Origin of the sequence: Duganella sp. CT11-25 (assembly GCF_047302815.1) — a bacterium.
Taxonomy (GTDB): Bacteria; Pseudomonadota; Gammaproteobacteria; order Burkholderiales; family Burkholderiaceae_D; genus Rugamonas.
The window spans coordinates 6,373,774-6,395,160 of the sequence record NZ_JBKBFD010000001.1 but is presented as its reverse complement, the minus strand read 5'-3'; the positions used below and the strand labels follow the sequence as shown (position 1 = coordinate 6,395,160).

The 21,387-nt window shown below is 64.1% G+C and carries 20 protein-coding genes; 11 read left to right on the top strand and 9 right to left on the bottom strand.

Annotated features, from left to right (window positions below):
• Nucleotides 1–41: 41 nt before the first annotated feature.
• The 8 genes from ACEN9F_RS27745 (at nucleotide 42) to ACEN9F_RS27710 (ending at nucleotide 7,655) form a co-directional block, all read left to right on the top strand.
• Nucleotides 42–1,736, top strand: coding sequence for a nitrite/sulfite reductase (locus tag ACEN9F_RS27745; protein WP_413425396.1), 1,695 nt, complete (start codon nucleotides 42–44; stop codon nucleotides 1,734–1,736).
• Nucleotides 1,729–2,328, top strand: a complete 600-nt coding sequence (locus tag ACEN9F_RS27740; RefSeq protein ID WP_413425394.1) for a DUF934 domain-containing protein — start codon at nucleotides 1,729–1,731, stop codon at nucleotides 2,326–2,328. Before ACEN9F_RS27745 ends, ACEN9F_RS27740 begins: the two co-directional genes overlap by 8 nt.
• 10 nt (nucleotides 2,329–2,338) lie before the next feature.
• Nucleotides 2,339–3,055, top strand: coding sequence for a phosphoadenylyl-sulfate reductase (locus ACEN9F_RS27735; protein ID WP_413425392.1), 717 nt, complete (start codon nucleotides 2,339–2,341; stop codon nucleotides 3,053–3,055).
• Nucleotides 3,056–3,084: 29 nt separating this feature from the next.
• Nucleotides 3,085–4,014: a sulfate adenylyltransferase subunit CysD gene (gene cysD, locus ACEN9F_RS27730; RefSeq protein WP_413425390.1), complete on the top strand. Its 930-nt coding sequence runs from the start codon at nucleotides 3,085–3,087 to the stop codon at nucleotides 4,012–4,014.
• Nucleotides 4,014–5,321 carry a sulfate adenylyltransferase subunit 1 gene (locus ACEN9F_RS27725; RefSeq protein ID WP_413425388.1) on the top strand — a complete coding sequence of 436 codons (1,308 nt, stop codon included), beginning with the start codon at nucleotides 4,014–4,016 and terminating at the stop codon, nucleotides 5,319–5,321. Before cysD ends, ACEN9F_RS27725 begins: the two co-directional genes overlap by 1 nt.
• Nucleotides 5,322–5,333: 12 nt before the next feature.
• Nucleotides 5,334–6,095: a uroporphyrinogen-III C-methyltransferase gene (gene cobA, locus ACEN9F_RS27720; RefSeq protein WP_413425386.1), complete on the top strand. Its 762-nt coding sequence runs from the start codon at nucleotides 5,334–5,336 to the stop codon at nucleotides 6,093–6,095.
• A 61-nt stretch (nucleotides 6,096–6,156) separates the two neighbouring features.
• A complete protein-coding gene (locus ACEN9F_RS27715) occupies nucleotides 6,157–6,888 on the top strand; it encodes a hypothetical protein (RefSeq protein ID WP_413425384.1) in 732 nt (243 codons plus the stop codon).
• Complete coding sequence (locus tag ACEN9F_RS27710) at nucleotides 6,885–7,655, top strand: glutaminyl-peptide cyclotransferase (RefSeq protein WP_413425382.1); 771 nt, start codon at nucleotides 6,885–6,887, stop codon at nucleotides 7,653–7,655. The genes ACEN9F_RS27715 and ACEN9F_RS27710 overlap by 4 nt, the downstream gene beginning before the upstream one ends.
• Here ACEN9F_RS27710 and ACEN9F_RS27705 read toward each other — a convergent pair.
• Nucleotides 7,633–8,499 carry a LysR family transcriptional regulator gene (locus ACEN9F_RS27705; RefSeq protein ID WP_413425380.1) on the bottom strand — a complete coding sequence of 289 codons (867 nt, stop codon included), beginning with the start codon at nucleotides 8,497–8,499 and terminating at the stop codon, nucleotides 7,633–7,635. The genes ACEN9F_RS27710 and ACEN9F_RS27705 overlap by 23 nt on opposite strands.
• A 97-nt stretch (nucleotides 8,500–8,596) precedes the next feature.
• On the opposite strand from ACEN9F_RS27705, the gene ACEN9F_RS27700 reads away from it, so the two are divergent.
• Nucleotides 8,597–9,088 (top strand): lipocalin-like domain-containing protein, encoded by a 492-nt coding sequence (locus tag ACEN9F_RS27700; protein ID WP_413425378.1) that lies wholly within the window; start codon nucleotides 8,597–8,599, stop codon nucleotides 9,086–9,088.
• Here the strand turns inward: ACEN9F_RS27700 and ACEN9F_RS27695 are convergent.
• The 3 genes from ACEN9F_RS27695 to lptF are packed head-to-tail and all read right to left on the bottom strand — an operon-like array spanning nucleotide 9,065 to nucleotide 11,730.
• The gene (locus ACEN9F_RS27695) at nucleotides 9,065–9,454 is read right to left on the bottom strand and encodes a sirohydrochlorin chelatase (protein WP_413425377.1); all 390 of its coding nucleotides are present in this window, start codon (nucleotides 9,452–9,454) and stop codon (nucleotides 9,065–9,067) included. The genes ACEN9F_RS27700 and ACEN9F_RS27695 overlap by 24 nt on opposite strands.
• Nucleotides 9,455–10,624 (bottom strand): LPS export ABC transporter permease LptG, encoded by a 1,170-nt coding sequence (lptG, locus tag ACEN9F_RS27690; protein WP_413425375.1) that lies wholly within the window; start codon nucleotides 10,622–10,624, stop codon nucleotides 9,455–9,457.
• On the bottom strand, nucleotides 10,624–11,730 hold the full coding sequence (gene lptF, locus ACEN9F_RS27685; RefSeq protein WP_413425373.1) for an LPS export ABC transporter permease LptF: 1,107 nt from the start codon (nucleotides 11,728–11,730) through the stop codon (nucleotides 10,624–10,626). Before lptF ends, lptG begins: the two co-directional genes overlap by 1 nt.
• Nucleotides 11,731–11,883: 153 nt before the next feature.
• Between lptF and ACEN9F_RS27680 the strand changes: the two genes are divergently transcribed.
• Nucleotides 11,884–13,377, top strand: coding sequence for a leucyl aminopeptidase (locus ACEN9F_RS27680; protein WP_413425371.1), 1,494 nt, complete (start codon nucleotides 11,884–11,886; stop codon nucleotides 13,375–13,377).
• Here the strand turns inward: ACEN9F_RS27680 and ACEN9F_RS27675 are convergent, their stop codons facing one another.
• The 3 genes from ACEN9F_RS27675 to ACEN9F_RS27665 are packed head-to-tail and all read right to left on the bottom strand — an operon-like array spanning nucleotide 13,378 to nucleotide 14,506.
• Nucleotides 13,378–13,827, bottom strand: coding sequence for a hypothetical protein (locus ACEN9F_RS27675; protein WP_413425369.1), 450 nt, complete (start codon nucleotides 13,825–13,827; stop codon nucleotides 13,378–13,380). It lies immediately after the preceding gene.
• Between the two features lie 60 nt (nucleotides 13,828–13,887).
• Nucleotides 13,888–14,082, bottom strand: a complete 195-nt coding sequence (locus ACEN9F_RS27670) for a DUF1653 domain-containing protein (RefSeq protein WP_413425367.1) — start codon at nucleotides 14,080–14,082, stop codon at nucleotides 13,888–13,890.
• 13 nt (nucleotides 14,083–14,095) lie between these two features.
• Nucleotides 14,096–14,506 carry a hypothetical protein gene (locus tag ACEN9F_RS27665; RefSeq protein WP_413425365.1) on the bottom strand — a complete coding sequence of 137 codons (411 nt, stop codon included), beginning with the start codon at nucleotides 14,504–14,506 and terminating at the stop codon, nucleotides 14,096–14,098.
• A 422-nt stretch (nucleotides 14,507–14,928) separates the two neighbouring features.
• Here ACEN9F_RS27665 and xth point away from each other — a divergent pair, with 422 nt between their 5' ends.
• Entirely contained in the window at nucleotides 14,929–15,693 is a 765-nt protein-coding gene (gene xth / locus ACEN9F_RS27660) for an exodeoxyribonuclease III (RefSeq protein ID WP_413425363.1), read from the top strand.
• On the opposite strand, the gene ACEN9F_RS27655 is transcribed toward xth, so the two are convergent.
• A complete protein-coding gene (locus ACEN9F_RS27655) occupies nucleotides 15,690–19,319 on the bottom strand; it encodes an EAL domain-containing protein (protein ID WP_413425361.1) in 3,630 nt (1,209 codons plus the stop codon). The genes xth and ACEN9F_RS27655 overlap by 4 nt on opposite strands.
• A 157-nt stretch (nucleotides 19,320–19,476) precedes the next feature.
• Nucleotides 19,477–21,366 carry a propionate--CoA ligase gene (locus ACEN9F_RS27650; protein ID WP_413425359.1) on the bottom strand — a complete coding sequence of 630 codons (1,890 nt, stop codon included), beginning with the start codon at nucleotides 21,364–21,366 and terminating at the stop codon, nucleotides 19,477–19,479.
• Between the last annotated feature and the right edge of the window lie 21 nt (nucleotides 21,367–21,387).

Sequence of the window (21,387 nt, the reverse complement as noted above, 5' to 3'; positions counted from 1 at the left end):
TTAGCGCTAGTTTGGGGATTAAGCGACTATCTAGGAAGAATATGTATCAATACGACCAATACGACCACCTTATCGTTCGTGAACGGATTGCACAGTACCGCGACCAGGTACGGCGCCGTCTCGCCGATGAGCTGACCGAAGCCGAATTCCTGCCGCTGCGCCTGCAAAACGGCTTATATATGCAGCGGCACGCCTACATGCTGCGCATCGCCGTGCCTTACGGCCTGCTGGCATCCAAGCAAATGCGCATGTTTGCGCACATCGCCCGCAAGTACGACCGCGGCTATGGCCACTTCACCACCCGTCAAAACATCCAGTTTAACTGGATTGAGCTGGAACAGACGCCGGACATCCTGAGCGACCTGGCCTCGGTGGAGATGCACGCCATCCAGACCTCGGGCAACTGCATCCGCAACACCACCTCCGATCCGTACGCCGGCGTCGCCGCCGACGAGATCATCGATCCGCGCCCGTACGCCGAGGTGCTGCGCCAGTGGTCGACCTTCCACCCTGAATTCATCGCCCTGCCGCGCAAGTTCAAGGTCGCCATCAACGGCGCCGTCGAAGACCGCGCCGCCATCGCCGTGCACGACATCGGCCTGACCGTGGTGCGCAACGACGCCGGCGAGATCGGCTTCAAGTTCATGGCCGGCGGCGGCATGGGCCGCACGCCCATCCTGGGCAGCGTGATCCGCGAATTCCTGCCATGGCGGCACCTGCTGACCTACACCGAAGCCGTGATGCGCGTGTATAACCAGCACGGCCGCCGCGACAACAAGTACAAGGCCCGCATCAAGATCCTGCTGAAGGCCCTGGGCGTGGAAGAGTTCACCCGCCAGGTCGAAGCCGAATGGGTCGACCTGAAGGACGGTCCGGAAACGCTGACCACCGAAGAGATGCAGCGCGTGATCGACTACTTCCAGCCGCCGGCCTATAAACAGCTGGACGACGGCGACGTGGTCGCCGCGCAGGCCGGCAACAAGGCCTTCGCCAACTGGGTCAACCGCAACGTCAAGCCGCACAAGCAGCCCGGCTACGCCGCCGTGGTGCTGTCGCTGAAAAAGACCGGCGTGCCGCCGGGCGACGCCACCGCCGGGCAGATGGACTTCATGGCCGACCTGGCCGACCGCTACAGCTTCGGCGAACTGCGCGTCACGCACGAACAGAACATCGTGCTGGCCGACGTCGAGCAGTCGCTGTTGTTCACGCTGTGGCAGGAAGCCAAGGCGCACGGCCTGGCCACGCCGAACATCGGCCTGCTGACCGACATGATCTGCTGCCCCGGCGGCGACTTCTGCTCGCTGGCCAATGCGAAGTCGCTGCCGATCGCCGCCGCCATCGCCGAGCGCTTCGACAACATCGATTACCAGCACGACATCGGCGAGATCGAACTGAATATCTCCGGCTGCATCAACGCCTGCGGCCACCACCACGTCGGCAGCATCGGCGTGCTGGGCGTCGACAAGGACGGCAGCGAATGGTATCAGGTGTCGATCGGCGGCTCGCAAGGCAACAGCGCCGCCATCGGCAAGATCATCGGACCGTCATTCTCCGCGCTGCAAATGCCGGAAGTGATCGGCCGCCTGCTGCAGGTCTATGTGCGCGAACGTTTTGAAGACGAATCCTTCGCCGCCTGCGCGCAGCGACTGGGCGTCGCGCCGTTCAAGGAATTTGTGTACGCCACGCCGATCACCGAAAAGAGCGGTCGCCTGGTAGGAGAGGATGAGTATGTCTGAAGCAGTCAAGAACCTGATTATCAAGGGCCGTGAAGTGGTCGAAGACGGCTGGCAGGTGCTGCGCCTGGCCGAGCCGGTCGAAGGCGCGCCGCCGCACGATCCGGCCACCGTGTCGGTCCCGGCCGGCAAGTTCATCGTGCCGTTGAGCCTGTGGCTGGTGCAGCGCGAGCTGCTGGCCGCGCGCACCGCCGCCGGCGAGATCGGCGTCTGGCTGGCGCCGGACGAACGCGCCGAAACGCTGAAAGGCCTGCTGGACCAGTTCCCGCTGATCGCCGTCGACTTCCCTAAATTCACCGACGGCCGCGGCTACTCGACCGCCTACAACCTGCGCACCCGCCTGGGCTGGACCGGCGAACTGCGCGCCATCGGCGACGTGCTGCGCGACCAGCTGTTCTCGATGCAGCGCGTGGGCTTCGACGCCTACGCCGTGCGCGCCGACCGCGACATCCACGACGCGCTGAAAGGCTTGTCCGACTTCTCGGAAACCTACCAGGCATCGGTGGACCAGAAGGTACCGCTGTTCCGCCGTCACACCCGCAATGTCGGCGTGGGCGCGGCTGTCACCGCGAACAACGATGGCGCAGGCATTTGAAGGAGTGGTAATGAGTGACTTGAGCAAGCTGATTGCGGACACCAGCGCCACGCTGGCCCGCATCGCCAGCGAACATGCACCGGCCGTCTTCGCCTCCAGCCTGGCGGCGGAAGACATGGTGCTGACCGACTTGATCCTGAAATCCAAACTGGGTATCGGCATCTTCTCGCTCGAAACCGGCCGCCTGCACAAGGAAACGCTGGCCATGGTGGACAAGGTGAAAGAGCGCTACGGCTACGACATCGCGCTGTACAAGCCGCAGGCCGAGGCGGTCGACGCCTACGTCGCGCAAAATGGCTTGAACGCCTTCTACGACAGCGTCGAGATGCGCAAGGAATGCTGCCGCATCCGCAAGGTCGAGCCGCTGGGCCGCGCCCTGGCCGGCAATAAGTCGTGGGTCACCGGCCAGCGCCGCGCGCAGTCGGCCACCCGCACCTCGCTGATGGTGGAGGAAGACGATCCGGCGCACCTCATGACCAAGTTTAATCCGCTGGCCGATTGGTCGGAGGAGGATGTCTGGAACTACATCCGCGAGAACGACGTGCCGTACAACGCCCTGCATGACCAAGGCTATCCGTCGATCGGCTGCGAGCCTTGCACCCGCGCCATCGAGCCGGGCGAGGATGTCCGCGCCGGCCGCTGGTGGTGGGAAAACCCGGAGTCTAAAGAGTGCGGCCTGCACATGGTCGACGGCAAACTGATACGCATTAAATCCGTGGCCGCGTAAGCGCGCCGCTAAAACAATAGGCTAGTCCAATGAACGCTTTAGTTGAAAACAACGTGCACGTTAATTCGCGCCACCTTGATGCGCTGGAATCGGAAGCGATCCACATCATGCGTGAAGTCGCGGCCGAATGCAGCAACCCTGCCCTGCTGTTCTCGGGCGGCAAAGACTCGGTGGTCCTGCTGCGCATCGCGGAAAAGGCTTTCCGTCCCGGCAAGTTCCCGTTCCCGCTGGTGCACGTCGATACCGGCCACAATTTTGAGGAAGTCATCACCTTCCGCGACAAGCGCGTGGCCGAACTGGGCGAACGCCTGATCGTCGGCTCGGTCGAGGAATCGATCAAGAAAGGCACCGTGCGCCTGCGTAATCCGCTGACCGATTCGCGCAACGCCGCGCAGGCGGTGACGCTGCTGGAAACCATCGCCGAACACGGCTTCGACGCCTGCATCGGCGGCGCCCGCCGCGACGAAGAGAAGGCCCGCGCCAAGGAGCGCATCTTCTCCTTCCGCGACGAGTTCGGCCAATGGGATCCGAAGTCGCAGCGCCCGGAACTGTGGGACCTGTATAACACCCGCGTCCATCCGGGCGAAAACATGCGCGTGTTCCCGATCTCGAACTGGACCGAACTGGATGTGTGGCAGTACATCGCCCGCGAAAAACTGGAATTGCCGCCGATCTACTTCGCGCACGAGCGCCAGGTCATCCCGCGCAACGGCCTGCTGGTGCCGCTGACCGACCTGACCCCGGCCCGCGAAGGCGAGACCGTCGAGACGCAGGTGGTGCGCTTCCGCACCGTCGGCGACATCTCCTGCACCTGCCCGGTGTCCTCGGACGCGGCCACGGTCGACCAGATCATCGCCGAAACCGCGATCACGCAAATCACCGAACGCGGCGCCACCCGGATGGACGACCAGACTTCCGAAGCATCGATGGAAAAACGTAAAAAAGCAGGATACTTCTGATGAACGCACTGAACGAAAATTTAACCGAGCGCGGACTGCTGCGCTTCATCACCGCCGGTTCCGTCGACGACGGCAAGTCCACCCTGATCGGCCGCCTGCTGTTCGACAGCAAAGGCATCTTCGCCGACCAGCTGGACGCCATGTCGCGCTCCAAGCACAAGCGCACCGTCGGCGACGCCGTCGACCTGTCGCTGCTGACCGACGGCCTGGAAGCCGAACGCGAACAAGGCATCACCATCGACGTGGCCTACCGCTATTTCGCCACGCCTAAGCGCAAGTTCATCATCGCCGACACCCCGGGCCACGAGCAGTACACCCGCAACATGGTCACCGGCGCCTCGACCGCCGATGCCGTCATCATCCTGATCGACGTCTCGAAAGTGAAGCTGCACGAAGACGGCGGCGTCGACCTGCTGATCCAGACCAAGCGCCACTCGACCATCGCCCACCTGCTGCAGATCGAGCACGTGGTGGTCGCCGTCAACAAGATGGACCTGGTGAACTACGACCAGGTGATCTACGACCGCATCGTCAAGGCTTACCGCGAGTTCGCCGCGACGCTGGGCCTGAAGGACATCACGCCGATTCCGCTGTCCGCCCTGACCGGCGACAACGTGGTCGACAAGAGCGAGAAGCTGGGCTGGTACCAGGGCCCGACCCTGATCGAGCTGCTGGAATCGCTGTCGGTGTACGACGAATCGCACAACGCGCCATTCCGCTTCCCGGTGCAGCTGGTGGCGCGCCACAACGGCCACGAAGCCAACGACTTCCGCGGCTACATGGGCCGCATCGAAGCCGGCAAGGTCTCGGTCGGTGACCAGCTGGTGGTGCAGCCGTCCGGTCAGAGCGCGACCGTCAAGGACATCGTCACGCTGGAAGGTTCGCATCAATCGGCGGTGGTCGGCCAATCGGTCACGCTGCTGCTGAACGAATACCTGGACATCTCGCGCGGCGACCTGCTGGCCGGCGCCAGCCAGCCTGCGACCCTGCTGAAGACGCTGAAGGCGGATGTCTGCTGGATGTCCGACGAACCGCTGGACCAGCGCCGCAAGTACTGGATCAAGCACGGCACCAAGCAGACCTCGGCCAAGATCACCGGCATCGAGTCCCTGCTGGACATCAACACCCAGCAGCGCCACGCCGCCGAAGGCCTGAAGCTGAACGACATCGCCCGCATCGGCCTGACCGTGCAGCAACCGCTGGCGGCCGACGCCTACGCCGACATCCGCGCGACCGGCGCCTTCATCCTGATCGACGAAGTCACGCATCAAACCGTCGCGGCAGGCATGATCCGCCTCGGCGACTAAAGAGGAACAGCGATGGCATCCCTGGGAAAAGTCTACCTGATCGGCGCCGGCCCCGGCGCCCAGGACCTTATCACCCTGCGCGGCGCGCGCCTGCTGGCGCAAGCCGACGTCGTGCTGCACGACGCGCTGGTGACCGAAGAGATGCTGGAGCTGTGCCCTCAAGCGGAAAAAATCCTGGTCGGCAAACGCAGCGGCCAGCGTTCCACCGCGCAGCAGTTCATCAACAAGCAGCTGGTCGATTACGCCCACAAGGTCAAGCTGGTGGTGCGCCTCAAAGGCGGCGACCCGATGATGTTCGGCCGCGCCGACGAAGAACTGCGCGCACTGGAAGAAGCCGGCATCGAAGTGGAAGTCGTCCCCGGCATCACCACCGCGCTGGCCGCGGCGGCCGCCACCAGGCAGCCGCTGACCAAGCGCGGCGTGGCCCGCAGCGTGGCCTTCTTCACCTCCTCCACCGCGCCGGAACACAGCGAACACGACGCCATTCCAGACACCGACACGCTGGTGCAGTACATGGGCGGACGCGAAGCCATCGCCACGGCGGAACGCCTGCTGGCGCAAGGCCACCGGCCCGATACGCCGGTGGTGGTCATCGAAAACGTCAGCCGTCCGGACCAGCATATCCGTCGCATGACCATCGCCACGCTGGCGCAGGGCCTGGGCGCCGCGCACGGCCCGGTGCTGGTGATGCTGGGCGACGCGATGAAAAGCCGTCCCCACCAAAGCCTCGATACCGCGATTAGCAGCGCAATAGCGCACCAGCTCCGCGCCTGATTTCCCGCTTTCCGTAATAGAATGTCCACTCTTACCAAACGAGGCAACAACCGAGGTAACAATGGACACTGTTCACGAAGTATTGGAGCGCGCCTGGAATGCCCATTCCGCCGGCGCATTTGAAGCTGCCCTGAAGGATTACGTCTGGCTGTTCGAAGCCGCCGCCGCCGACCCGGAAACCGCGCCGCTGCGCCTGTCCTATGTGCTGGGCGGCTGGGCCAAGCTGGCGGAGGAATACCTGCCGGCGCGCCAGGCGCTGGTCCAGACCCGCGACGCCGACAGCGCCCGCCTGCTGGCCGCCGGCGGCGACGCGGTTCTGTTCAACGATATCCGCGTCATCAACGACAAGCTGGGCGACCTGCAAAACACCTACCACCTGTTCCAGCGCCTGCCCGACGCGCTGGCGCAGGAATGCGCGCGCCCGGCCCTGCCGTCCCTGATCGCCTGCGGCGACTTTGCACTGGCGCGGCGCTGGCTGCCGCAGCCGGAACAGCACCTGGCGCAGGCCGCGGCCCGACTCAATGAACTGAAGAACGGCATCAACGTCCTGACCACCGAAGGCATGGCCGAGCTGCTGGCCGACGTATTCAACTACACCACCGAAGTAGCGCTGGTGCTGGACTTGCTGAACGGCTGCGGCGATACTGCGGCTGCGGCGACGGCGCGCCAGCAGGCGGTCGCGCTGGTGCAGGCGCCGGAAGCGCGGGCCTGCGTGCAGGCGGAACTGGATGCCCCCGGCTCCACGCTCGACGCCATGGTCGAACTACAAAACTCCTCGGTGACTGAACAGTGAAAAAAAACGCTCAAGCCCTCCTCCTTGCCGCCCTGCTGCCGCTGGCGGCCGGCGCCATGGCGGCCATCCCCACCTACGATTTCAAGGTGGTGCGCAGCTACCCGCACGATGCGCAAGCCTTTACCGAAGGCCTGCTGTACCGCGACGGGTTCCTGTACGAGAGCACGGGTTTGAACGGCAAGTCGTCGATCCGCAAGGTCAACCTGGAGACCGGCAAGGTCCTGCAGAGCAAGGACATCCCGCCGCAGTATTTCGGCGAGGGCCTGACGGTGTGGGACGACACGCTGGTCGGCCTGACGTGGCAAACCCAGACCGGCTTCGTGTTCGACCTGAAGACCTTCGAGCTGCGCAACCAGTTCGCCTACCCGGGCGAAGGCTGGGGGCTGACGCAGAACGGCAAGGAGCTGATCATGAGCGACGGCACGCCCACGCTGCGCTTCCTCGATCCCAAGACCTTCCTCGAAGTGCGCCGCGTGAAGGTGACGGCGGACGGCATCGCGGTCGCGCAGATCAATGAGCTGGAAGTGGTGGACGGCGAGGTGTATGCCAACCTGTGGCACACCAACACCATCGCCCGCATCGACCCGGCCAACGGCAAGATCGTCGGCTGGATCGACCTCGGCAAGCTGTACCCGGACGCGGGCAAGGGCCGGAACGGCGAGAACGTCCTGAACGGCATCGCCTACGACGCCGACAAAAAGCGCCTGTTCGTCACCGGCAAGCTGTGGCCGAAGATTTACGAAATCAAGCTGGTTCCGCGGAAGTAAACAAGGCGACGATCTCGTCGGCCACCGCCCTCACCGGCGGCGAGCGCCGCACATCCTCATGCATCACCAGCCACAGCTTGCGCCTGACCGGGCAGGCCGGCGCCTCGATGGCGACCAGGCCGCTGCGCGCGATATCGAAGAACAGCGGCGGCAGCACCGCCACGCCGCACCCCGCAACCGCGGCATGGAACAAGGCGCCCAGGTCGTTGGACCGCAGGCAGTAACGGCGCTGGCCGCGTATCTGGTCCAGCCACAGGTGCTGCGGCGTATCCCGCAGCAGTTCATCGTAGCCCAGGAATTCCCACTGCGCCGGCTTGTGCTGCTTCAGATAGGCGGCGCTGGCGTATAGCTGGTAGCCCACCGTCGCCAGCAGCTTCACCGCCAGCCCAGGCGCGGTCGGCCGCTGGAAGCGCAGCGCGATATCCGCTTCGCGCCGCGTCAGGTCCGTCCGCCGCGCCTCGCCCCGCACATCGATTTCAATCCCGGACAGCCGCGTCAGCGCCGGCTTGAGCCGGGGCGCCAGCATGTAGGCCGCCAGCGCAGGCGGTGCGGAAACGCACACGCTGCCGCTCAGCGTGGCGGCGCCGCCGGCCGCCCGCATCAATCCATGCAGGCGGTCCTCCATCCCGCGCGCATGCGGCACCAGGTCCCTGCCGGCCGCCGTCAGCGACCAGCCCCTGGGGAAGCGGTCGAACAGGCGCACCGCCAGCGCCGCTTCCAGCGCATCGATGCGGCGCGCCACGGTGGTATGCTCGACGCCGGCCGCGCGCGCGGCGCCCGACAGGCTGCCCGCATCGTGCAGCGCCAGGAAATAACGCAGGTCGTCCCAGTCAGGTTGGTTCATTGTGCAATTATGCACAGGTTCGGCGCGAATTTCGCTAATTTTAAAGATGGCGGTTCAGCGCTATCGTTCCTCACACGATCAATCCCGAGGAAGCATCATGAAACTGTTGAACCGTCTTTTCTGCCTGGTGATGTGGGTGCCCGCCAGCCAGGCCGCATTTGCCGCCCCACCCTGCCCGCTGGCCGGTACCTGGACGCTGGTGGCCGCCGACCTGATACGGCCGGACGGCACGCGCGAGCGCGATTTCGGCGCCGCGCCGAAAGGCCTGATGATGATCGACGCCGAAGGCCGCTACTCGGTGCAGATCTACGCCTCCGAGCGGCCGCGCTTCGCCAGCGGCGAGAAGAAGACCGGCACGCCGGCGGAATTCGCGGCGGCCGTGACGGGGACAAGCACGCACTTCGGCACCGTCGCCATCGACGAGGCGGCGCGCACGCTGACCTTCAGCATCGCCAGCGCAGCCTTTCCCAACTGGGAAGGCGCGCGGCAGAAACGCAGCTATGAATTGAACGGGGATGAACTGAGCTACCGCGTACCGCCGCGGCCGGACGGGAATATTCCGCTGTCAGTCTGGCGACGCGTGCGCTGACAACGAGGCGACGCAGTAATCGGACAGTGCGTTGAGCACGGCGGCGTTCTCGCCGGCGGCTTCGACCACGTTGATCGCGGTCTGCGGATAATCGAGGCGCAGCTGGTCTATCATCAGCGGCAGGTCGCGCAGCACGTGGCCGCCCTGCCCCAGGAACACCGGCACCACGGTAACCTCCGTCACGCCGTCGGCCGACAGCTCGGCCACCAGCTCAGGCAGGCGCGGCGTCATCAGTTCCAGGAAAGCCAGCGCCACCCGCACGTCCGGCGTGCGCGCCTGCGTCAGGTCGCGCAGCCGCTCGAACGGCGCCGCCCACGACGCCGCGCGGGCGCCGTGCGCAAACAAGACCAGGGACTTCTTGCTCATCTAATGCCGCTCCACCCACCACAAGGCGCCTAGCGCCAGCAGCAGGAATAACAAGCTCGGCGCGATCGCCGTCAGGACCGCGGGCCAGGTGCTCAGCAAGCCCAAGTGGGAGAACAGCGTGTTCACCAACAGGAAGCTGACCCCCAACATTATACCGAGGAAGATCTTCAGGCTCACGCCGCCGCTGCGCGTGTGCAGGTAGCCGAACGGCAGCGCCAGCGCCATCAGCACAAAGATCGCCAGCGGGTCGAACAGCTTCTTCCAGAACGCGATCTTGAAGCGCTCGGTCTCCTGCTTGTTCTCCTGCAGGTGGCGGGTGTACACGGCCAGCTCGCTGGCCGACATGCGCTCCGGATCGGAACGCGACACCGACAAGATCTTCGGCGTGATCTCGGACAGCAAATCCTTGGTCGCGCTGCGGCGCGTCTCGACCAGGCTGGACTCCTGCGCGAAATTGTTCGCCAGGTTGGCCTCGCTGCCCGGCTTGAGCAGTTGCGGATTGGTGAACAGGTTTTCCGTCACATCGTTCAGGCGCCAGCTGTTATTGCCCTGGAAGGTGCCGGTCTTGGCCAGCGTGATCGAACGCAGGCGGAAGCTGGTGTCGAACTCGTACAGCTTCACGTCGAGCAGCGTGCCGTCCGGCCGCACTTCGCGCACGTTGAAAAAGCGCGAACCGGTCACCGTGCCCGTCATGCCGTCAGACTTGATGATGTCCTTGGTCCACAGGCCGGAGCGGAACTCCGTCGAGATGGCCGTACCGCGCGCGGTCAGCTTGAATTTCTCCGCCAGCGGCGCGGTGCGCGGCACCACCAGCTCGCCGACGATGAAGGTCAGCACCACCAGCACCAGGCCGATCTTGGCCAGCATCCACGCCACCATCCCGGTCGACATGCTCGACGCCCGCATGATGGTGAATTCCGAGGTGGCCGCGAACTGCGCCATCGTGTAGATGGTGCCGATCAGCGCCGCCAGCGGCATCACCTCGTACACGTGGCCGGGCAGCTGCACCGCCACATACAGGAACGCATACTGGATCGCATAACCGTTCTTGCCGACTTTCGGCAGTTCGCCGGTCAGGTCCATGAAGGCTTGCAGCGCCAGGAAGGCCACCAGCACGAAGGCGACCGCTTGCAGTATCGAGACTGCGAAATAGCGTTGCAGGATTTTCATTACGAGACGACTTTCTTGGCCGCGCCGGCGCGCCGGAGCTTGAGCGCCGACAGCAAGGCCAGCGGATGATAGCGGTGGTTCAGGTTCAGGCGCCAGGCAAACAGGGCGAACACGGTCAGCGCGGCGGCCAGGTGCAACGGCCACCAGGACAGCGGGAACGCCGCCTTGCCCTGCCTGACGCTGGCCTCGACCAGCTTGACCAGGTTGTTATAGCTGAAGAAGATCAGCAGCGCGATAATCAGGTTGGCCGAACTGCCGGCGCGCGGATTGACAAAGCCCAGCGGTATCGCCAGCAGGATCAGGACCAGGCAGGTCAGCGGCGACGCGATGCGCCACAGCAGCTCGGCGCGCGCGCCGTTGCTGTCGTCGCCCAGCAGCTCCATGGTCGGTATGCTGTCGGTATCGCGGCCGGCGTCCAGCTCCTGGCTCTGGCTGGTCACGCGCATGCTGTAGCTCTCGAACTCCATGGTCTGGAAGTCCGCCAGCCCCGGCGTGCCCTGGTAGCGGCGGCCGTTCTTCAGCACCAGATAGCGCTCGCCTTTCGGCCCGGTGTTGATCACCCCTTCGCGCGCGACGATGACGGCGGTGCCGCGCTCGTCGACCGTGTTGACGAACACGTTCTGCACCACCGCGGTCTTGCCGGCCACGCCTTCGACAAAGAAGATGCGGTTGGACGCCGCCGATTCCTTGAACTGGCCGGGCGAGACTTTCTGCAGGTCTTCGCGCTTTTCAAAGCGCTCCACGTATTCCGCGCTTTTCTGCTTGGCCCACGGCGTGGCCACGAAACTGAGGGCCGCCGTTATCGCCACCAGCGGCAGGCCGAAGGTCAGCACCGGGTAGATCCAGCGGGTCAGCGACATGCCGGAGGCGAACCACACCACCATCTCGGAATCGCGGTAGCTGCGCGTCACAACCATCAGCACTGAAATAAAGCTGGTGAGGATGAGGATAGTTGGCAGATAATTCAGCGTTGCGAAGACGATCAGCGCGATCACGTCGCTGGATGCCACCTTGCCGCCTGCGGCCTTGCCGAGGACTGCGATCAGGGTCCAGGTAACGCAGATACTGAACAGCACCGTGAAGGAGGCGCCGGCGGTACTGGCCATTTCACGTCGTAGGGCGCGTTGAAAGATCATTCGAAGTTTATAATTCGGTAGTTAAGGGCCCGTCACAGGGCCACAAGTTTAATCACGTTGAAGAAATGGCCCGGCCTATCAGGCCACAACGGCTGGCAATTCGTACACGACACGGAGAATCAAATGGACTTTAGCATAAAAGCATTCGACACAAAAAACACCATCGCCTCGGCCAAAACCGGCGTTGTCGCCGTCGCGGTCTTTGAGAACAAGAAGCTGTCCCAGGCCGCCAAGGCGCTGGACGGCTCCGGTGAAATCACGGCTGCGCTCAAGTCCGGCGACATTACCGGCAAAGCCGGCACCACCCTGCTGCTGCGCGGCGTCAAGGGCGCCAGCGCCGAACGCGTGCTGCTGGTCGGCCTGGGCAACGACGAAGCCGTCAGCGAAAAAAGCTTCTCCAGCGGCGTCACCGCCGCGCTGAAGGCTTTCTCCGCCCTGGGCACGAGCGACGCTATTATCGCATTGCCGATGACCGAAGTGAAAGAGCGCGATGTCAATTGGGCGATCCGCAGCGTGGTGCAAAGCGCGCACGAAGGCGTGTTCCGCACCGACGGCCAGAAAAGCAAGAAAGACCCGGCGCCCGCCGGCGTGAAGAAAATCGCCCTGGCCGTGCCGAACACCGCCGCCGCCAAGCTGGCGCTGGCGCAGTCGGTGGCGATCGCCAACGGCATGGACCTGACCAAGGAACTGGGCAACCTGTCGCCGAACGTCTGCACCCCGACCTACCTGGCCAACACCGCCAAGAAGCTGGGCAAGGACTACAAGTTCGACGTCGAAGTGCTGGACCGCAAGCAGCTGGAAGCGCTGAAGATGAACAGCTTCCTGTCGGTCACCAACGGCAGCGACCAGCCGCCGAAGTTCATCATCATCAAGCACATGGGCGGCAAGGCCAAGGATGCGCCGGTGGTGCTGGTCGGTAAAGGCATCACCTTCGACACCGGCGGCATCTCGCTGAAGGCCGGTCCCGGCATGGACGAGATGAAGTACGACATGGGCGGTGCGGCGTCGGTGCTGGGCACCTTCCGCGCCATCGGCGAAATGAATCTGAAGCTGAACGTGATCGGCGTGATCGCTTCGTGCGAGAACATGCCGTCCGGCCGCGCCACCAAGCCGGGCGACATCGTCACCTCGATGAACGGCCTGACCATCGAGATCCTGAACACCGACGCCGAAGGCCGCCTGATCCTGTGCGACGCGCTGACCTACGCCGAGCGCTTCAACCCGGCCGCCGTGATCGACATCGCCACGCTGACCGGCGCCTGCATCGTCGCCCTGGGCCACCACAAGAGCGGCCTGTTCACGCGCGACGACGAGGCCCACAACAAGCTGGCCGACGAGATCCTGGCCGCCGGCAAGAACGCCAGCGACACCGCATGGCGCCTGCCGATCGGCGAGGAGTACAACGAGCAGCTGAAGTCCAACTTCGCCGACCTGGCCAACATCGGCACGCCGGGCGGCGCGTCGTGCACCGCGGCCGCCTTCCTGGAAAACTTCACCCGCAAGTACACCTGGGCGCACCTGGACATCGCCGGCACCGCCTGGAAATCGGGCGGCGCGAAAGGTGCGACCGGCCGTCCGGTCCCGCTGCTGTCGAACTTCCTGATCAACCGCAGTTAATCAGTACAGGGTCACGCCGGCGGCCGGCGGCGGCCCTTCTTCCTTGTCCTTGGCCGGATGCATCACCACCACCAGCGTGGCCGGATAGTCGTAGCCGGCCCCGGTGTTCTTGTCGATGAAATAGCCCACGCCCGCCGTCAGCACCACATTGCCCCACAGGTTGCCGTCGGCCTTGGAGTCGACCTTCTCATAGGCCCAGCCCTTGTCTTCCTTCTGGCAATCGATGCGCAGCGGGCTGGCGCTCTTGCGCAGCGTCACCCGTCCCGGCGTGGTCACGAACCATTTGCCGACGTCGTTGTACAGCACGCAGCCGACACCGGCGATCTCGCGATGCTCGAGCACGGTTTGCACCAGCACGCTTTGTTGGGTGGATTCAGTCAGGGAAGCGCAGCCGGCCAAGGCGAGAACGGCCAGCAGCGCGGCTGCCGCTGCAGCGGGGCGGAGAATCATGGTCTGCCTCAGGAATAAAGATACAGACCAGTGTAGCAGCCCGCGAGGGCTTCTATTCGATCAATCAAGCGGCGTAAAGCGTTGCACTTTGACGCCATCGACTTCGATTACTTCAAAAAACACGTCTTTCGGCCGGCACCAGATGGTACCGTTGGCGGCGCGATACACGATCACGGTGCTCAGGTCCGATTCAAGGGTGGCCTCGCACACCAGTTCGTAGAGGCCGCCCTTGTAATGCTTGAAACGCTGCTGCATCGGTCAAACCGCATCAGGCATTGTGGCGGACCGCTACTTCGGCCACGCGACGTTCTTCCGCCTGCTCGTCCTGTTTCTTCTTCAAGCCCTGTACGACTTTCAGGATATCGTCCATGCCGCGCTCACCGCCCAGGGTGGAAAACGCGTCCAGCACTTCGTTCAGCACCTGGTTGCGCACGGCGGCTTCATCGGAATTGATCGCAGGCGCACGCTGCAAGGCCGCGACCGCACGCTTCTCAGCGGCTGCCGCCTCCTTCTGCGCGGCGGTCTTGCGGCCGCCCGGCGTTTTGCCATGTTCCAGCGCCGCTTGCCAGATGACCCAGCGGCGTTGCGTTTCAAAGACCAGATACTCTTCTGGCTTATCTTCACGGCGGCGAACGATGTGTCCGTCCCGCTGTGCCCATGCCTCAAATGCAGTTCGCATTTTTCGATTCCTTTGCAAATGCGCTACGCGCAATTCACTGTTAAAACTACAAGTAATTTCCGTATAGTACCATTTATTGCGTCACTACAACACATAAATATACGCGGTTTTTTGCTGTCGTTGGTTGCCAAACGGAAACACAAGTTTTCCACTTAATGTGTATCAGTATATTTCTCTTTTGCTTATCTTGTCTTGTGTTCCAGTTCTATTTTGACAACAAGGAGACAGGATTGGCAATTTTTTTTCGATTTCACACATTTTGCAACATTTTAGGGCCTCCAGGCGCGCACGCGAAGGGGTTTTCCATGTTTTTTTATAAAAATCGCTTATTTAACAAGCCCATGTGTTAAATCAAGTTGCGGTAAGATGCAAGTCATGCAGGGCGCACCGCCCCCACCGAACCCGCAAGGAACCTCAGCATCATGAAATTAGCCACATGGAATGTTAACTCACTGAACGTAAGACTGCCGCACGTTATGAAATGGCTAGAGGAGAACCCCACCGATGTGCTATGTATTCAAGAAACAAAATTGACGGATGACAAGTTTCCTCTGGCCGCCATCGAGGCCGCCGGCTACCACGTCGCCTACACCGGCCAGAAGACCTATAACGGCGTCGCCATCCTCTCCCGGCTGCCGATCGCGGACGTGGTCAAGAACAACCCCAAGTATGAAGATCCGCAGCAGCGCATCCTCGCCGCCACCATCGACGGCGTGCGCGTGGTGTGCGCCTACGTGCCGAACGGACAGAGCATCGATTCCGATAAATACGAATATAAATTGGGCTGGCTGGCCGCCTTCCACGATTGGATCAAGGAAGAAGCGGCGCTGCACCCGCAGCTGGCGGTGCTCGGCGACTACAACATCGCGCCGGAAGACCGCGACGTCCACGACCCGGCCGCGTGGGAGGGCCAGGTGCTGGTGTCGGACAAGGAGCGCGCCGCGCTCCAGCGCCTGCTGGACATCGGCCTGACCGATTCCTACCGCCTGTTCGAACAGCCGGAGAAATCGTTCAGCTGGTGGGATTACCGCGCGCTGGGCTTCCGCCTGAACAAGGGACTGCGCATCGACCACATCCTGCTGTCGCCGGCGCTGGTGCAGCGCTGCAGCGCCTGCGTGATCGACCGCGCGCCGCGCAAGTGGGAGCAGCCGTCCGACCACGCGCCGGTGGTCGCCACCCTGGACTAGGAACGTGGCAGCAGCAGCTGGGCCGTCGCATGCGGCACCGGCTGCGAGAACAGATAACCCTGCGCATACTGGCAGCCATGGCGCTGCAATAGCGCGTACTGCCCTTCCGTCTCCACCCCCTCCGCCACCACCGACAGCTGCAGGCTGTCCGACAACGCGATGATCGCCGCGACGATCGCCTGGTCTTCCGTGCTTTGCTCCAGCTCCTTGATGAAGGCGCGGTCGATCTTGATCTTCTTGACCGGGAAGCGCTTCAGGTAGGCCAGCGACGAATAGCCGGTGCCGAAATCGTCGATCGACAGGCGGATGCCCATCGCGTTGATCTGGCCGAGAATATCCAGCGTCTGTTCGCCGTGCTGCATCAGCGCCGTCTCCGTGATCTCGAATTCGATCAGCGACGGATCGATGCCCGTCTCGTCGAGGATACCGCGTATCGATTCGATCAGGCCGCGGTGCATGAACTGGCGCGGCGACAGGTTCACCGCCAGCGGCACCGGCGTCATGCCCTGGCGCTGCCAGGTCATGCTCTGCACGCAGGCCGCGCGTATCACCCACTCGCCGATCGGCACGATCAGGCCGTTCTCCTCGATGATCGGGATGAAGGAATCCGGCATCACCAGCTCGCCGCCGTGGCGCCAGCGCAGCAGCACCTCCATCGTATGCAGGCGGCGCGTGCCGATGTCCATGATGGGCTGGAAGTGCAGCTCGAATTCGTCCAGCGTCAGCGCGCTGCGCAGGCTGGACTCCAGCTCGAAGTGGCGCGCCGCCGTCTGGTTCATCGCCTCCCTGAAGAACTGGTAATTGTTCCTGCCGCTGGCCTTGGCGTGGTACATCGCGGCGTCGGCGTGGCGCATCAGCGTCTCGACGTCGGCCCCATCGTCCGGATACACGCAGATGCCGATCGACGGCGTGATGTGCAGGTTGCGGCCCTCCAGCGGGAAGCTCTCCGACAGCGCCTCGATGATCTTCTCGGCCACGTGGCTGGCCTCGTCCACCGAACGGATGCCGGGCACCAGCACCACGAACTCGTCGCCGCCCAGGCGCGCCACGGTATCGCTGGCGCGCACCGCGCGGCACAGGCGCGCCGCCACTTCCTTCAGCAGCTGGTCGCCCGTCATGTGGCCCAGCGAATCGTTGATGGTCTTGAAGCGATCGAGGTCGATGAACATCACCGCCAGATGACGCTCGGAACGCTGCGCCGCCAGCATCGCGCGGTCCAGCCGGTCCGACAGCAGCGCGCGGTTCGGCAGGCCGGTCAGGCTGTCGTGATAGGCCATGTGATGCACGCGCGCCTCGGCCTGGCGGCGCTCGACGATCTCGCCCTGCAGCAGCGCATTGGCGCCGGCCAGTTCGGCGGTGCGTTCCAGCACCCGCACTTCCAGTTCGTCGCGCGCGCGGCTGACCGCTTCGGCCGCCTCGCGCCGCACGGTGATGTCGTCCACCAGCCATACCGAGCGGCCGGTGGCCCGCGCCAGGTCGAACGGCCGGCCCGACAGGCGCGCCCAGAAGGTGGTGCCGTCCTTGCGCACCAGCTCGTACTCGGAAACGTTGACGCGGCCGGCGTGGAAGTCGCGCGCGGTCTCGGCACGCGCCGTCTGCCACGCATCCTTGTCGGCGTAGAAGGCCTGCACGCTGAGGTGATTCATCTCGCCCGGCTGGTAGCCGAACAGCTCTTCCATCTTGGTGTTGCAGCGCAGGTTGCGGCCGTTCTCCACCACCGAGATGCCCAGCACCGCGCTGTCGAGGATGGCCTGGTTCTCCAGCAGCGCGTTGCGCAGCGCTTCCTCGGCCTGCTTTTGCTCGGTGCGGTCCTCGATCACCCAGATCGTGCCCTGGCTAGGGTCGTCCGGATTGACCACGTAGCCGATCAGCTGCGCCCACATGCGCGTGTCGTCGGCGCGGCGCATCTCGATCTCGGTCTGGAACGGCTTGCCGATCGAGAGGAAGGGATAGGCTTCCGCGCCCAGCCTGTCGTAGGATTCCTGCGACGGATACAGCGCGCGGCCCGGCAGGCCGAGGCCCGAATCGGCGTCGTAGCGGAACATCTCGGCAAAGCCGCGGTTGTAGCGCGTGATGACGCGGTTCTTGGTGAACAGGATGCTCATCGAGGCGTTGGTCATGATGGCCTCGACCTCCATCTGCGTCTGGCGCGTGTTCGTCACGTCCTCCAGGATCCAGATGGTGCCGCCTTCGCTGTGCGCGTCGTCCACCGCCTTGGCGCGCACGCGGCACCAGAACAGGCTGCCGTCCTTGCGTTTGAACTCGTACTCCTTGCGCTCGAACGGCTGGCCTGTGCCCAGCAGCGGCGCCGCCTCGCGGCCGAACTCCTCGTACACCTCGGGCGACGGGAACACGGTGGACGCGTGCAGTCCCACCATCTCGTCGCCGGTGTAGCCGAACATCTCGGCCATGCGCGGATTACAGCTCAACATGACCTGCGATTTGCTGAACAGGATGCCGACCGAGGCGTTGTCGAGGATCGCCTTTTGCTGCAGCAGCAACTGGCGGGTTTCCTCTTCATGCTGTTTCTGCTCGCTGCGGTCATCGAAGATCCAGATCGTGTCCTGCTGCGTGCGGCCGGGATTGATCACGTAGCCGAAGGCATGCGCCCAGAAAGTCGAGCCGTCCTCGCGGCGCATTTCCATCTCGGCCTGGTACGGCTTGCCGCGCGCGAGCAGCGGGCGGGCCTTCTTCACCACCGCCTCGAACGCCTCCTGCGACGGATACAGCATGGACGTCAGCTGGCCGATGCCGCTGTCCTCGCTGAAGCCGAACGTCTCGGCGAAGCGCTGGTTGTAGCGCAGGATGCGGTTATCGCGCTGGAAGCCGATCGCCAGCGGCGCGTTGTCCATGATGGCCTGCATCTCCAGCAGCGCGCGGCGCAGCTTTTCCTCGTCGATGCGGTGCTCGTTGATGTCCTCCATGATCCATACCGTGCCCTCGGTGGTATGGATAGGATCGATCGCGCGGGCGAACGCGCGCGCCCAGAACAGCGAACCGTCCTTGCGGCGCAACTGCACTTCCGTCATGAAGGACAGGCCCTGCGACAGCGGCGGCCCGGCCTCGCGCCCCAGCTTGATGAAGTCGGCCTCGCTCGGATAGAAGATGACGCTGGGCGCGCCCTCCAGTTCCTGGCGGCTGTAGCCCATCATCTCGGCGCAGCGGATATTGCACTCCTGGATCACGCCGTCCTTGGTGAACAGGATGCCGACGGCGGCGTTTTCCAGGATCGCCTGCTGCTCCAGCAGCGTCTTGCGCAGCGCGCGCTGGTCGCGCTGGACTTCGGTGGTGTCGTGGAAAACGATGGTGACGCCTTCCGTCATCCCGCCGGCCGGCAGCGGCTTGACCCAGGCCTGCACCGACAGGTACTGGCCGCTGGCGCAGGTCAGGCAGCTGTCCCAGCGCTGGCCGGCGCCGGTGTTGTTGAGCTGATCGACGCTGGCGGCGCGCACATGGCGCGCGAACAGGTCGGCCACGGCGCGGCCGCAGGGATCGAAACCAAGCAAGGCCACCAGTTCCGCATTGGTTGCCAGCACCACGCCGTCGTTGCCGCAGGCGCAGGCCGGCACGCCGACCAGCGCCAGCGCATCGGCTACGAAATCCGGATTAGTCGAAACTCGAGTCATGTACACCAATGGCACCTAGTGAAGATGCCACCTTGCCCGTTACTTTTCGGCAGCATAGTTGGCAGATGATAAACCACATTGGGTCCATATGCCATTCTGTTGCCGGGAGATGCCCTTAAAAACGACATTACCCTAAAAACCGGCGCGATTTACATATTCATGATTGCAAGGCGCTTCGAATTTGCTGTAGCGATGCCGGGTCTTCGATCGCCGTCAGGTCGCCCGGATTGCGGCCCTCGCAGATGGCCTGGATCGAGCGGCGCAGCAGCTTGCCGGAGCGCGTCTTCGGCAGTTGCTGCACGAAGTACACGCGACTCGGCCGCGCCACCGCGCCCAGTTGGCGGTCGACCACGCCCATGATCTCGCGCTCCAGCGCCGCGCGGCCTTCGCCGGTCTCGATACGCGACGCATCCTTGACGATGGCGAAAGCCACCGCCAGCTGGGTCCTGACCTGGTCCGCCACGCCCACCACCGCCACTTCCGACACGTTGGGGTGGCTGGAGATGGACTCCTCGATCTCGCGCGTGCCGAGCCGGTGGCCGGAGACATTGATCACGTCGTCGGTGCGGCCGAGGATGAAGTAATAGCCGTCCGCATCGCGCACGCCCCAGTCGAAGGTCGAATACACCTGCTGGCCGCTGAAGGTGGACCAGTAGGTATCGACGAAACGCTGGTCGTCGCCGTACACGGTCTGCATGCAGCCCGGCGGCAGCGGGCCGTCGATCACCACCACGCCCTTCTCGTTGGCGGCGCACTCCTCGCCGGTGGATTCGTTGAGCAGCCTGACCTTGTAGCCGTACATCGCCACGCCGGGACTGCCCAGGCGCGTCGGCAGGTCCTCGACGCCCTTGGCGATGGACAGGATGGGCCAGCCGGTTTCGGTCTGCCAGTAGTTGTCGATGATGGGCACGCCCAGTTCCGTCGCGATCCATTGCGAGGTGGTTTCATCCAGCGGCTCGCCGGCCAGGTACAGCGCGCGTAGCGAGGACAGGTCGTGCTTGCGCATGAATTCCGGCGGCTGCTTGCGCAGCACGCGGATCGCCGTCGGCGCCGAGAACATGCGCGTCACCTGGTGCCTGGCGACGATGCTCCACCAGATGCCGGGGTCCGGGCAGATCGGCAGGCCTTCGTACATGATGGTCGCCATGCCGGCGATCAGCGGTCCATAGACGATGTAGGAATGGCCGACCACCCAGCCGATGTCCGAGGTGGCGAAGAAGGTCTCGCCGGCCTTGGCGCAGAAGTTGTACTTCATCGACGACGCCAGCGCCACCGCGTAGCCGCCGACGTCGCGCTGCACGCCCTTCGGCTTGCCGGTGGTGCCGGAGGTGTAGAGGATGTAGGACGGATCGTTCGATTCCAGCCAGGTCACCGGCACGCGCGCATCGAGATGCGCGGCGCGCAGGCCGGCGTAGTCCACGTCGCGGCCTTCCACGCGGTGCATGGCGGCCAGGCCGCGATCGACCAGCAGCACATGCGCCGGCTTGGCGGTGGACAGCGAGATCGCCTCGTCCAGCAGCGGTTTGTAGGGAATCGGCTTGCCGTTGCGCGAACCGGCATCGGCCGAGACGATCAGCACCGGCTTGGCGTCGTCGATGCGGGTGGCCAGGCTGTTGGCCGCAAAGCCGCCGAACACCACGGAATGAATCGCGCCGATGCGCGCGCAGGCCAGCATGGCGAAAGCCGCTTCGGCGATCATCGGCATGTAGATCAGCACGCGGTCGCCGCGCGTGACGCCCAGCGCCAGCATCATCGCCGCGCAGCGCTCCACCTCGGCCCGCAGTTCGTTGAAGGAGTAGCTGCGCTCCGTGTTGGTCTCGGTGGAGATGGCGATCAGCGCCGGCTGGTCGCCCTGCGTGGCGCACCAGCGGTCGACCGCGTTGTGGCACAGATTGGTCTGTCCGCCGACGAACCATTTGGCGAACGGAGGATGTGAATAGTCCAGCACTTGCGTGTAAGGCGTGTTCCAGTCGATGAGCGCAGCTTCGTCTTGCCAGAATTGTTCAGGCGCGACGATAGAGCGCTGATAGAAATCAGCGTAATTCATGTCTCCTCCGTTGTAGGTATC